The organism is Bacillus sp. PAMC28748 (assembly GCF_014250415.1).
GTDB lineage: Bacteria > Bacillota > Bacilli > Bacillales > Bacillaceae > Bacillus > Bacillus licheniformis.
Window position 1 is genome coordinate 3,936,646 of sequence record NZ_CP060192.1, and the last position, 13,273, is coordinate 3,949,918.

General features: G+C 46.4%; 12 protein-coding genes. 3 read left to right on the forward strand and 9 right to left on the reverse strand.

Annotated features, from left to right (window positions below; genetic code table 11):
- Positions 1-6 precede the first annotated feature (6 nt).
- On the forward strand, positions 7-801 hold the full coding sequence (locus tag H7F26_RS20390; protein ID WP_003183814.1) for an SDR family NAD(P)-dependent oxidoreductase: 795 nt from the start codon (positions 7-9) through the stop codon (positions 799-801).
- A gap of 111 nt (positions 802-912) precedes the next feature.
- On the opposite strand, the gene H7F26_RS20395 is transcribed toward H7F26_RS20390, so the two are convergent.
- The 4 genes from H7F26_RS20395 to H7F26_RS20410 all read right to left on the reverse strand — a co-directional run bounded on the left by H7F26_RS20395 (position 913) and on the right by H7F26_RS20410 (position 6,750).
- A complete protein-coding gene (locus tag H7F26_RS20395) occupies positions 913-2,697 on the reverse strand; it encodes an acid phosphatase (protein WP_025805010.1) in 1,785 nt (594 codons plus the stop codon).
- Positions 2,698-2,976: 279 nt separating this feature from the next.
- Positions 2,977-3,804 (reverse strand): alpha/beta hydrolase, encoded by an 828-nt coding sequence (locus H7F26_RS20400; protein WP_003183818.1) that lies wholly within the window; start codon positions 3,802-3,804, stop codon positions 2,977-2,979.
- A gap of 425 nt (positions 3,805-4,229) precedes the next feature.
- Positions 4,230-5,465 (reverse strand): cytochrome P450 family protein, encoded by a 1,236-nt coding sequence (locus H7F26_RS20405; protein WP_003183820.1) that lies wholly within the window; start codon positions 5,463-5,465, stop codon positions 4,230-4,232.
- A gap of 397 nt (positions 5,466-5,862) precedes the next feature.
- Complete coding sequence (locus H7F26_RS20410; RefSeq protein WP_003183822.1) at positions 5,863-6,750, reverse strand: sulfite exporter TauE/SafE family protein; 888 nt, start codon at positions 6,748-6,750, stop codon at positions 5,863-5,865.
- A 308-nt stretch (positions 6,751-7,058) separates the two neighbouring features.
- Between H7F26_RS20410 and H7F26_RS20415 the strand changes: the two genes are divergently transcribed.
- Positions 7,059-7,439, forward strand: coding sequence for a hypothetical protein (locus H7F26_RS20415; protein ID WP_003183823.1), 381 nt, complete (start codon positions 7,059-7,061; stop codon positions 7,437-7,439).
- Positions 7,440-7,643: 204 nt separating this feature from the next.
- Complete coding sequence (locus tag H7F26_RS20420; protein ID WP_011198151.1) at positions 7,644-8,438, forward strand: SDR family NAD(P)-dependent oxidoreductase; 795 nt, start codon at positions 7,644-7,646, stop codon at positions 8,436-8,438.
- Between the two features lie 37 nt (positions 8,439-8,475).
- Here the strand turns inward: H7F26_RS20420 and H7F26_RS20425 are convergent, their stop codons facing one another.
- From H7F26_RS20425 to H7F26_RS20445, 5 genes are all read right to left on the reverse strand, one after another.
- Positions 8,476-10,509: a glycoside hydrolase family 32 protein gene (locus H7F26_RS20425; RefSeq protein ID WP_003183827.1), complete on the reverse strand. Its 2,034-nt coding sequence runs from the start codon at positions 10,507-10,509 to the stop codon at positions 8,476-8,478.
- A gap of 120 nt (positions 10,510-10,629) precedes the next feature.
- Positions 10,630-11,457, reverse strand: coding sequence for a PTS system mannose/fructose/sorbose family transporter subunit IID (locus H7F26_RS20430; protein WP_003183830.1), 828 nt, complete (start codon positions 11,455-11,457; stop codon positions 10,630-10,632).
- A 21-nt stretch (positions 11,458-11,478) separates the two neighbouring features.
- Positions 11,479-12,282 carry a PTS mannose/fructose/sorbose transporter subunit IIC gene (locus tag H7F26_RS20435; protein ID WP_003183832.1) on the reverse strand — a complete coding sequence of 268 codons (804 nt, stop codon included), beginning with the start codon at positions 12,280-12,282 and terminating at the stop codon, positions 11,479-11,481.
- 18 nt (positions 12,283-12,300) lie between these two features.
- Positions 12,301-12,792 carry a PTS sugar transporter subunit IIB gene (locus H7F26_RS20440; protein ID WP_003183833.1) on the reverse strand — a complete coding sequence of 164 codons (492 nt, stop codon included), beginning with the start codon at positions 12,790-12,792 and terminating at the stop codon, positions 12,301-12,303.
- Positions 12,792-13,229 (reverse strand): mannose/fructose/sorbose PTS transporter subunit IIA, encoded by a 438-nt coding sequence (locus H7F26_RS20445; RefSeq protein WP_003183836.1) that lies wholly within the window; start codon positions 13,227-13,229, stop codon positions 12,792-12,794. Before H7F26_RS20445 ends, H7F26_RS20440 begins: the two co-directional genes overlap by 1 nt.
- Positions 13,230-13,273: the final 44 nt, after the last annotated feature.

The window sequence follows — 13,273 nt, forward strand, 5'->3', positions numbered from 1 at the left end:
TGTTTAATGGATATGGGATTAAAAAATAAAACAGCTTTAGTTACCGGATCGACGAAAGGTATAGGAAAAGCCATCGCTATTGAACTTGCCAAAGAAGGTGTTCATGTACTCATTAACGGACGAAATGAGGAAGAGGCAGAACGAACAGTCAATGAAATAAAATCAGCTTTTCCTGACACCTTTCCCCAAAACGCCGCGGCTGATATTGTGGATATTAGGCAAAGGGAAGCTTTATTTAAAAAACACCCTCAAATCGATATTTTAGTAAACAATATGGGCATTTATGAACTGATGCAATATGAGGACGTTGACGATGAAGTATGGGAAAAATACTTCCGCACCAATGTGCTGGCTGCAAACGGTTTATCTAAATTTTATTTGCCTAAAATGCTGAAAAGTGATTTTGGCCGCATCATCTTTATCGCAAGTGAAGAAGCGATGATGCCTTCAGGCCAGATGCCTCAGTATTGTATGACAAAATCAATGCTATTATCATTGTCAAAAAGCTTATCAAAATTAACAATCGGAACAGAAGTGACAGTCAATACGATCATGCCGGGGCCGACGCTCTCTGAGAATGTGAAGCAAATCATTGAGGGAATGTACCCCGATGAAGGGATGACTTTTTCAGAAAAAGAGAAGAAATTTATGACGACAAACCTGCCTCAATCCGAAATACAGCGATTTATCAAGCCTATTGAAATCGGCAGACTGGCTGCATTTGTATGCAGTCCCTATGCATCCGCATTTAAAGGGTCCCCGATCCGTATGGACGGGGGAATGGTGCCGACTATTTTTTAAGATTCCCCATTCAAGATGTACAGCCATTCTGGCTGTGATTTCATCAAAACTAAAAGCAAGCTGGCGGCAGTATGCGCCAGCTTGCAGCTTTTGAGTGAATCCTCTTGCAGATCAGCTTCTCCCCTTTTGCTCAACTTTCAACTGAATACTGTTGGATTTATAGATGATCTTCACTTTATACTTGCTTGGCAATCCACTGGTCTCGACGGAAGAAAATGATCCATGACGCTTGCGGAAGGTTATGATCGCCGATCCGTCAGCCGGTACGTAATTGTCCGTAAAATTGAGACGCAATGTCCCTTTCAATCTTGCTTTTCCCTTAATTTTCAACTGATCTTTTTTGCCGCTGAGCTGAAGTTCAAGTATTCCTTTAGCAGATTGTTTGTAGTCTCCTTCGATGATCAGTTTTCCCGGCGCATCTTCCTTAAGGATGCCTCCGTTTAGTGCAACATCACCTCTCCCGAAAGCTGTCTCCGAACCGCCCTCAAGTGTTCCTTGATCAATCCGTGTACCGCCGGAATATGTATTATCCCCTTCCAGCTTCAAAGCGCCTGTCCCTTTTTTGGTCAGCTTTCCGGTGCCGGAGATGTCGTTGCGCCAGCGATCGGCTGTATGGAAGCCGCCTTTTGCGGAATCCATGGTCACGGTAACATTTTTGGTAAAAGCCCCATACCCATCTGCCGCGGAAAAGAGATTAAGCCTTCCCCATCCTTCTCGATCATCAAGAACAGGGTAGCCGGCCGGAAGACCGGTAGTGGCTAAAACCGAACGGCGCTGCTTTTTGTCAAGGTAAGGAAAACGTGTTTCCAGCAGGACTTCGGCTCCCTTTGGAACTGCCATTGGTTTGGCGGTTTTGTTCATTTGTCGAAATCCATATGTCAATCGTTCCGTATATTGTTTTTTATTCTTCTCATAATCGCTGTATCTGTCTTCAGCTGTACCGGTTTGCGTTAATAATTTACGGCGGGCTTCATCAAAAGCCGTTTTCTTCAATCTTTCATTTGCGGGGTCAGACAGGATTGCTGCAGACAAAGCTGTTGCCATTACTCGTCCCCCCATGACGTCCAGCGGGGAATGCATACCGGCAACAATCCGGTTATGACCGAGTTCTGAAGCGCGAGTCAGCAGCTCCTGATAACGCTCCGGTATCGCATAGGCCATAGCAAAAGCGCTGAGATATGCGGCGTTCGTGTGTCCGCTTGGAAAACCTCCGTCTTTGTTCGGATCAGGATTGATGACGGGGATAAGCGTTGGAACAATGATCGAATTGTCTTTCCAGCGAAACGGGCGGGGATAGTTGAAATAGCTTTTAGCCGGATTCGATGAAGAATAGTTGCCGCGTAAAGTATTGACCAAACTTACGACATTTCCAAGTTCAGAGCTGGTGCTGCCCGAATTGGTTCCTTCATCATTGTATTTTCTAATCGAGGCATCTGCCGGAATGCTGGTGATCGTTGTCGTCGCTCCCGCGTTCATTCGATAGACGCCGGCAAGCTTGCCGAGGCCGTCAATTATACTGTAGCTCTGGCTCCGCCGATCATCAAAATAGGCAGCATTTTCCTCAAGCATCGTGCGGCGTTCAGCAATATCCACGACTTTTTGAATGTTGGCATCCAGCACCCTGCTGTTCAGTTTAGTACCGGTATTCCATGTCTTTCCGGGAGTCCAAAGTTTATTAAATTCGGAAAGCAGGCCGATGACAGGATTGGATTCCGCCGTCGTATTGGCAGAGATATTATTTTTGTAATGGTCTACGAAAAATCCGGAAGATTGCGGCGAATCTGCAGTTGTTGGTTTAGTTGCCGGGCTCGCATCGCTTACAATCGGGGAACTTAGAAGAAGTGCCAAAGTACAGACAGCTATCAGTAAATGCTTCCTCATCCTTAATCGTTTCATTCTCACATCATATCTCCCTTGCTCTTAATCTTCTCTCAAAATGCTTTTCCCAATCATCAAGTTCTATATGATCGTATCGTAAATTTGTTAATCAAATGGCTTGATTTTATTAATGTTTTGTTTATATTTTGGGAATTTTCAGATCGATGTCTTATGAGTAAGGGGGTGCCAAGTGTGAGAAGAGGCCGAATTTAACATTTTCGGCCTTTCTCTGCTAGTTTAACAGCTGTTTATATCCTTTCAGCAAGTACATGTAGGAAGCCGAGTCGGCCGTTTGATCTATTTATTTTCCTTCTCTAAAAACGCCATAACCGCTTTTGTCAGATTCTGCGCTTCTGCCGGTGCATCTGGAGAGCCGAACATCTTGTTTAAATCACTGTGAGATAAGCTGTTGACTTGATACACAAATTCCGTTGCCTTCGCTTTGTTTGCGGTTTCCGCGAACTTGTAAACGGCAGGGTCTTCCCAGCGGGTCACAAGATAGGCCGGCGGCAATTTTGAGTTGTTTATGTATGAGAGCGGCGATGCTTTTGTCCACACCTTTTCGTCTGTGCCAAACACTTCTTTATAAGACGGGATCGCTTCGATGAATCGTTTCATATCCAAGGGGCCATCTAAAACAACAATCGAATTGAGTGCGGCCGGCGTGAGGCCGACACGATTTAAATATGTTGAATCTGCGGCAATTAATCCGGCCAAGTGTCCCCCTGCCGAATGTCCCATGACGTTGATTTTTGACGGATCGATTTGATACTCGTCCGCATGATCCATCACCCATTTTACGGCCTTGGCCGCATCATCAGCCATTTCATCATACTGAACATCGGGATGAAGCCGATAGTTGACAGATACAAAAACATAGCCGTTATCCGTAAAAAATGCCGGCTTCGAAGCAGCCCTGCTTTTGTCGCCGCTTGTCCATCCTCCGCCGTGAAGGTAGATGAGAACGGGATGTTTTTCGCCCTCGTTTGACTGCGGTGTATAAATATCCAATGTTTGTCTGTCGTCTTTTGCATAATGAACATTTTCGGCATTCCTGTTAGAAGTACACGCAAACAAGCCAATACACAGAATCGCCAATCCTGCCCATTTGATGAATCCTCTCAAATTAAAAAACACCTTTCTTCTTTAGCCAGTATATTTTAAAGAGCCTCACATAATATTCCGGGAATGCCCATCTGTCAAGCGGTTTCAACAGGTGCCGGAACATTAACATATGTTTCTAATTATAAACAGAAACAAGAAACTTACAAATATTAAAATCAATAAGAAAGTTAAAGCTGTTGTGCGGTAAACCTGCGAGGAAAATATGAGAGGAGGCATTCGTGAAAGCGAACCTGAATAACAATAGAAGATTAAGCCGGCAAGAGGAGTACTCCCCGTCATATCGGGGAGTACGATTTTTTTATGAGCCTTGTGATAGAGATGAACGTCTCATCGTCTGATGTTCTATTTTCAAGATGAAAACATTCCATACCTTCTCTTGCCAAAATGGCAGATAGCACATCACAGCTGATCGCAAATCCCATCATTTAAAAAGATAATGGCAGCTCTTCTAAAGCTCTCATCAAAAAGTTGCCTTTCCATTTGATCTGCTCCCTTTCGCCTTTAATCTCTATATGTTCAAAGCGGCGCAGCAAGGTTTGAATGGCGATTTTGGCTTCCAATCGGGCAAGCGGTGCGCCCAGGCAAAAATGGCTGCCATGGCCAAAGGCTAGGTGGCGGTTATCCTTTCTTTCAATATCAAAGCGGTCGGCATTCGAAAAGACCATATAATCGCGGTTGGCCGAGGCTAATGAAATGATGACCACATCTTTTCTCTTAATCTCCTGGCCGTGCAATGTAAACGGTTCGGCCGCCCAGCGGAGGGTGGTTAATTCCACGGGGCTGTAAAATCTGAGCGCCTCTTCAATGGCTGAGTCGATTAAATCTGCGTTTTGGCGAAGCTTTTCCAGTTGCTCAGGGTGGTTCAGCAAGGCCAAGGTCATATTGGTTATTAAGTTTACCGTTGTCTCATGTCCTGCGACGATAAGAAGCATAATCGTCGCATACAGCTCTTCTATGCTTAATTTCGTTCCTTCGCTTTCTGCCTGAATTAATGCACTGACTAAATCCTCAGCCGGCTCGTCCCTTTTTTTGCGTACCAAATATTCCAGGTATTCAGCGAATTCGCCTATTTTATACTTGTATTCCTCCAGGCTTTCGGGCGTGTCAGAAAAATCAATAACCGCCTGGGACCAAACTCTGAATTTTTGCCGATCTTCAAGCGGAATACCAAGCATCTCGCTGATGACAATGATCGGCAGCGGGAAAGCGAAGTCGTCTACAAGATTCATGGAATGATTCGGTTCTACTTGATCCAATAAGGAATCAGCTATTTTTTGGATTCTGTTTTCGAGCTGTAAAACCATCCGGGGAGTAAATGCTTTCTGAACAAGAGACCGCAAACGGCCGTGGTCGGGGGGATCTGCGTTGAGCATATGCTTTGATAAAGGTTCTTCATTTTCCAGAGCGGAGAAGTTCTCTAATTCTTCTTCGGTAAACGCATTTTCGTAATTTTTTTTCACTCTTGCATCCTTTAATATATGGACCGCATCATCGTACCTCGTAATGAGCCAGCCTTCGCCCAGCTCCCCCATCGATACGGGACAGACAGGACGGGAAGCGCGTAATCGCTTGTAAAATTCATACGCCTCATCTTTAAATGCTGCAGAAGACAATTCTCTCTCAGTTAATATGGCGAAGCTCTCCTCTTGTTTTGAAGACATACATCCAACCTCCATCTCTGTTTTTGTAAATAACAGCCTGCATCGGAATTGTATACCGAAATAATGCGTTAGGCTGTTCACATCCACTCATTCACAAATATTATAATTCCAGGAAAATCCACATTCAATCGGCAATCAAGCGGGAGGTGTTCATTAATGAACACCTTCCGCATTCCTTGTATAGAAATGAGACGGAGAGATGTAAAAAAGGAATGAAAACAAGCTGAGACCGGTGCTATGCCGATCTCGCTATAAGTAAATTTAAAAATAAAAAATCCTCTTAGTTAACAGTTCCTTTTTAAGGAACGGCAGTCTAACAGGAGCCCTTCGGTTGTCCGATCGGAATCTATTCGTTTGTTGACGGCGACGTCCATGAAAGCCTAAAGCCGTCGCAGAGTTACTGATTGAACGCTTGAGCAGTTTGATCACTTGTTCTTATTTTTACAACAATATAGACAATAGCTGATATCCAAACTGCGATAATTCCAATATAAATAACCGGATATAATGCTGTTTGATCGATCCACGAATGGATAAGCGTTCTTGTGTTGACGAGGATGATCAGCCCGCCGACCAGAACGCCCATTAATCGGGCATGCACCTTCTGCACCAGCCAGGCGGCAATCGGTGCCGCAATAATTCCGCCAATCATCAATGCACCAACCCACAGCCAATTGACTTCTTCCCAGCCGAGCGAAATGAAAAATCCTAACGTTGCCGAAACGGCAATGGCAAACTCGCTTGTGTCAACAGTTCCCACTACTTTTCTCGCACTGACGCCTTTTTTGGATAACAAAACAGGAGTGGCAATCGGCCCCCAGCCGCCCCCTCCGGTTGCATCGGCAAAACCCGCGATCAATCCCAGGGGAACGGCTTTTTTTCCCGAAAGGCTGATATTGTTTTTTTGCTCTCCTATTTTAAACATGAATAGAAATCGAATGAGCACATACACGCCGAGAACAAGCAGAAACATTGAAATATAAGGTTTCGCAAGCTCACCCGGAATGTTGCTTAAAAAGGAAGCGCCGAGAAATGCCCCGAGCGATCCTGGGATGACGAGTCGTTTGACCGTTTGTTTATCGACGTTTCCAAACTTTATATGCGACACACCAGATGCCGCGGTTGTAACGACTTCCGCCAGGTGAACGGATGCTGACGCAACCGCCGGTGCGATGCCGAAGGCAAGCAGCAATGATGACGATGTCACCCCGTACGCCATCCCTAAGGCGCCATCTATCAGCTGCGCAAATAATCCTATCAAGACAAACACAATCAGCTTTTTCATGTTGGCCTCCCACTTCAATTGGTTTATTTTTATTGTTAAATATAATCTATACTATGCCTACCTGTAAAGTGCGAATTTTAAAAAATATAAATTTTTTGTATTTTTCATCGACACCAGCAAAAAAGAGCATATGCATGCAAAATGAGCGCCTATCCCCCGGTCTTTTGTCTTAATGAAAGACAGTTTATGGATGCTGCTTACAAAAAATGCATCGTGCAGAAAAGGCGTCGGGGAGTAACGCCTCATTCGTTTCATTGGCAATGATGATATAATCCCCCATGTAATGACTTCAAAAGGAGGCTCAAGCCATGAAATTCAGCAAAATCGGTGCCTTACTGCTCACTTTGGCGTGTTTGCTTTTGCCTTTTTCTTCGGCGACTGCAGCAGGTGCCGGTGTATGGGATAATATCGGCACATACGGCATGACGTCGCAAACTCCGATCATCAAATCAAGCGGAGGGAAATTTTATTTTCACAACAACAGCTTTTACGGCTTTACATTTACGCTGTATGAAGTTGACGGGGCGGGAAGCACGCCTGAAATCGCAAGAAAAAATTTCTACGTCGGACCGAAAAGCAACAGTCCGGCGATCGATGTCAGCAGTTTTACAGATGGTGCGAATAAACAAGCAGAACTCGTCCTGTTTAAAGGGAATGATACATATATCACCGTTACTTGTTATGATTGAATTTCCCATAAACAGCAAGCCCGCCGTTTACAGCCGGCGGGTTTTTTTGATCAAGTTCCCTCCTTATACCTATAGGCACAAAAAAGTGCCTATATGACTTAAAAGTGCGTACTTCCGTTTTGGTGTCTTCTGTTCCATAATCATAATTGATGTTTTGTTTGACATTGTTCTGTTTATAATGAAAAGAAAACGGAGGGATCAATGATGAACTTGGATTTACGGGGAAAAAGAGCGTTGGTGACCGGATCGACGTCCGGAATCGGCAAAGCGATTGCCGCTTCACTTGCGAAAGAAGGTGCGTCTGTCATCATTAACGGACGCCGGCAAGAAAAGGTCAACCAAACAATAGACGAATTGAAAGGCCAATTTCCCGAGGCTGTTCTTCAAGCGGCCCCTTATGACCTTGGCACTGAAAAAGGGTGTCAAAGCCTATTAGCAGCATTCCCGGATGTTGATATTCTGGTCAATAATTTAGGGATCTTTGAACCGGCGGAATATTTCGAGATACCGGATGAGGATTGGTTCCGCTTTTTCGAAGTGAATATTATGAGCGGGGTAAGGCTCTCGCGGAGGTATTTGCAAAGCATGATCGAGAAAAAAGAAGGCCGGGTCATTTTTATTGCGAGCGAAGCCGCGGTTATGCCGTCACAGGAAATGGCTCATTACAGCGCAACAAAAACGATGCAGCTTTCGATTTCCCGGAGCCTGGCAGAGCTAGCGGCAGGTACAAATGTGACCGTCAATACGGTCATGCCGGGCTCAACCTTAACCGAAGGCGTTGAAACGATGCTGAAGACCCTCTATCCGGATGAAAACCTGACAGTCGAAGAAGCGGAAAAGCGGTTTATGAAAGAAAACCGGCCGACCTCTATCATACAAAGGCTGATTCGGCCGGAAGAAATCGCGCACTTTGTCACATTTTTAAGCAGTCCGCTTTCTTCGCCGATCAATGGTGCAGCCTTGCGTGCGGACGGCGGATTGGTCCGCAGCGTCTTTTAAAGGAAAGGCTGGAATGCCCGGCATTCCAGCCACATGATCATCGTTTGGCATAAACATGTTGGAAGACTGCGGTCGCATCCCATGCATTCAAACCGAAGGCTCCATCGGCAAACGTTGAATCCCGGGCGCTTATCACCAATTGATCATCAAGGTAAATATAAAAGTTTGCACCGCGGGCCACCGTTTTCAGGTGATATTTCCGGCCGGTTTCTATCGGTGTGCGGTGTTCGGCAATAACAGAGGCCGAGCCGTCTTCAAATTTGAAAAACTTCACCACGTCATGCTTGGCATCCACATTGGCAAGGTATCCGTTTTTAACATCCTGATCGGCCCGAAACACGAGAGCCCCTGCCCCTCTTCCATTTCCATCCTTTATCGCGACATCTGCTTCATATGTGAAATCTGTTGCTTTTGCTGAAGATAAAATGAACGAATCTCCTTCAGAGCGCCCTTGTTTTCCATCAATCGTATCGGCCCATACACCGTTTACGGTCGTCCAGCCGGTCAAATTTGATTGAAAGGGCGACGCTCCCCATACTTTTTTCAGAGGATGAACCGTCATGGAATTCAGCTTGACAAACCCGTTTGATGCGTATACTTCTAGCCCTTTGCTGGATTGGTCCGGCAAAATAATGTCGGTGATCACCTGCCTCCCGTCGTTGCCGAATACTTCGACTGAAGAGCGGTCGACATAAATGCGCATCTTCACCTTCCCAGCGACCGGTTCCAGCGGGGCCGCATGCTTTCCAGTGTTAAAGTTCGGATTAAAGGAGACGTTTCCTGATTGGCTCCGGTCGACGAACAGTGAAGCGCTGTTTTTGCTGTAGCCGATTTTCGTATACTCGTTTTCCCCTGTTCGGACTTTAAAGCCGAATTCGGCCGCAGCTCCGGTATTTACTTGAAATTCCGCATTGATTTCATAAGCATCGCCTGACAGCCCTTTCAGCAAATTTCCGTTTCGAGGCGAAATGATCTTGTTTTTCCACGTTTGCGATGCTCCCCGTATCGACTGCAGCTCCGCTACCGGAGCTTGAATCATTCTAAGCCCTTCGGAAAACGCTTTCAATTTTACTTCTCTCGGGATCGACATTGCGCTTCTCCACGGGGAAGTGGGAACATCGTTTGCGTATTGCCAATTGCTCATCCACCCTAACCAAAGCCTTCGTCCGTCTGACTTCGGGATATCAGACCAGCTGACAGCTGCGTAGAAGTCTTTGCCGTAATCTGTCCATAGTACGCGATTCGGCGGGTTTTCATTTTTAAAGGTTGTTCCGTCAAAACTGCCGACGAAATATTGCATGCCTGATCCTCCTGAGACAGCACCGTCTCCAACACTGACTTGCATCACCCATTTCGTTTCATTCGGCCTGCCCTCTACAGGAAGCTCAAACAGATCCGGACATTCCCACACGCCTCCATGGCTGCCCTCTCCTTCGCCGAATTCGCTCGCATATGTCCACCGCTTCAAGTCAGGCGATGTATAGATCAGAATTCGATCGCCCCCCGCAAGCAACATCACCCACTTTTTTGTCTGTTCATGCCAAATGACTTTCGGATCGCGGAAATCTCTTTTTCCCGGATTTGGAATGACAGGGTTGCCTGAGTACTTCGTCCATGTCCTGCCTTTGTCATTGCTGTAGGCGATGCTTTGCACTTGTTCCCCGCTCCGGTCCTGCGTATAAATGGCAACGAGCGGCTTCTCCGTCCCTGTTTGAAACCCTGTAGTATTATGCCGATCGGCGACAGCGCTGCCCGAAAAAATCGTTCCTTTTTCATCCGGATACAGTGCGACCGGCAAATGCTCCCACTTGACTAAATCTTTGCTTACCGCGTGCCCCCAATGCATTGGCCCCCAGCGCAAGCCATATGGATGATATTGATAAAACAGATGATATTCCCCCGCGTAATACACCATCCCGTTCGGGTCATTCATCCAGTTTGCTTCCGGCGTGAAATGATACTTGGGCCGATGATCCTCGTTATAGTAGTCCGGGTCGGCAGCAGCTGCGGAAAAGGCTTCCGGGAACATCATAGCCCCTATGATCCCCATCTGAATCATTCTCTTTTTCATGACTTTTCCCCCCCTCTTCTTCACTCGGTTTTTTAGGCAGGAAGTCCAAACAGCCGCCCCCTTTTTTGCGGCCGAATGGACCTGCTTCTCAAAAGCTAAGAAAAGAACACCCAAAACATGTTATGCCAAAAAACCTGCCCAATAGCCGACAATCCCGATGATAAAAATACCGAAAATCATGAGCAGAGGATTCACCCCTTTGCGAAGCATCCAGGCAGCGAGCAATGTCAATCCTAAAGGCAGCACACCAGGCATGATGCTGTCTAAAATGTTTTGCACGGTCTGTACATCGACTTTGCCTGCATCATCCTTAATTCTCGACACGACGATCGGGATATTGATTGTGGTCCACTTGGAAACGAGAGCTCCCATCACAAACAGCCCGAGTATTGAAGCGCCTTCCGTCAGTTTTTGAATGCGGTTCCCCACCAAGTCCTGCAATATTTCCATGCCTTTCACATAGCCGTACTTTAATCCGTAGTATTTAGTGCTTAATCTGACGGCGTTGATTAAAAAGAAAAACAAAAGCGGGCCGGCGATGTTTCCGCTTAAAGCAAGCGACGCTCCCAAGGCCGCCAAAACCGGGCGCAACGTCCCCCAGAAAATCGGGTCGCCCACGCCTGCCAACGGGCCCATTAAGCCGATTTTCATTCCATTAATTGCTTTGGCATCAATCTTTTTATTGTTGGCCATTTCTTCTTCCATCGCAGCGGTTACGCCAAATATCGGCGCTGTCAGCCACGGATGTGTATTAAACCATTCCAAATGGCGCTGGAGCGCTTCGCTCCGTTTTGCTCCCGGACCGTACAGTTTTTTGATCGCCGGAATCATGACGTAGCAGTAGCCGAGCGCCTGTACACGCTCAAAGTTAAAAGATCCGAGCAAAAAGTTTGAGCGGATAAACATACTGAAAATCTCTCTCTTCGTTAATCTTTTTTCTGTGCCCATTATTCGTCCCTCCTTTAATTTTTAAGCATCCAGATCATCGTCATCATCATAAGCGGCCATGCTGCCGTCACTGGCGGCAGCAACCGCCCCTTGAGCATGATTTTTTTGCATCACTTGCTGATATAAAAATGCCAGACAGAGCCCGAGGGCGCCGAAGCCGACTAAATTGAAATCGGTAAACGCGGCCAGCAAAAAACCGATATAGAAAAACGGCTTCAAATACGGAATGTTCATCATGTTGATGACCATCGCATACCCGACAACAACGATAATGCCTCCGCCTATATGCAAGCCTTTTGTGATGACTTCCGGAATATTTCCCAAAAACGCCTGAACAGCGCTGACACTGATCAGAGCCACGATCAATGTCGGAATCATAACGCGCAGCGCCTGAAACGCCATGGCAGTTATATGCATAATTTCAATTCCTTTAAAATTGCCATCCTTTGCGTATTTGTCGGCGCGGTGAATTAAAAATACGGTGATCGTCCGGACGAAAATCGTCAGCGCCTGACCCGCAGCTGCCAAAGCCACCGCGACGGCGATCCCTTCGCCGATTCCCTGATCGGCGGTAATCACTAAGATAGTCGAAATCACGGAAGCGATGGCCGTATCGGGGGCCATTGCAAGACCGACATTCATCCAGCCAAGCGCCATCAGCTCCAGCGTTCCGCCGAGAATGATGCCTGTTTTCAGATCCCCGAGGACAAGGCCGACCAAAGTGCAGGCAATCAGCGGACGGTGTGTCTGCCCTTCGTCCAATACACTACCGATACCTGTTATAGCTGCAATGACGAGCAGCAAAATAATTTGAATCGTTGACATGCCTTTAGAACCCTCCTTCTAGGATTTTGTTGCGTTTCTTAACATCTGCATAAAGTCTTCGCTCGAATCTGACGGCAGCTGCCTCAATTCAAGCTTTACGCCCAATTCTTGCAATTGTTCAAACGCTTTGATGTCCTTTTCAGTAACGCTTACCGATTTCGTGATTTGCCTGCGGTTATTCTCGAAACGCATCCCGCCGACATTGACTGTTTCGATCGGAACGCCTGCTTCGATTAAGGAAACAATGTCGCCCGGATTTTCGAATAACAGCATTGCCGTCGTATCTTCGTACCGCGGACTGTGGAACGCTTTGGCCATTTTGGAAATCGAAACGGCGCTGGCTTTTACATTTGAAGGTGCAACAGAAAGGATCAGCGTTTTTCTCATTTCGTCCTGTGCCACCTCATTGGAGACAACGATAATGCGATCAGCAGCGTGGATTTTGATCCATCTTGTTAATACTTGGCCGTGAATAAAGCGGTCATCAATTCTTGCCAAAACGATTTTCATTACAATTCATCCTCTCTTCCCTGATTGGACTGACTGAATTTTTCCAATTGCTCGCTGCATATTTGGAAGCATTCCCGGCTCATCTTTTTCAACTGGTTCAGCAGTTGTTTGAGCGGCATATGCTCCCTCAAGCTCAATGCCTCTAACAAAATCGGCAGGTTCACTCCGGCTGCCATATCGAATCTCCGCTCTTTCGCGATGTAAGGGGTCGCTGCGTTATATGGCGTCCCGCCGAAAATATCCACTAAAAAAAGCACCTCGTGTTCCTCCGGAACATCCTTCAGCGTCTGATGATATTTTTCTTGCAGTGTCTGAATGCCTTCCCCTTTCAGAAACGGCACCGCGATCAGGCTCTCCTCTTCTCCGAATATCATCCCTGAAGATTCTTTTAATGCTATGGGAAAGTTTCCGTGGCCGCTGATAATGACTGTAATCATGTACATTTGCTCCTTTCTTTTTTCGTTCGCTTATTTATAATGCA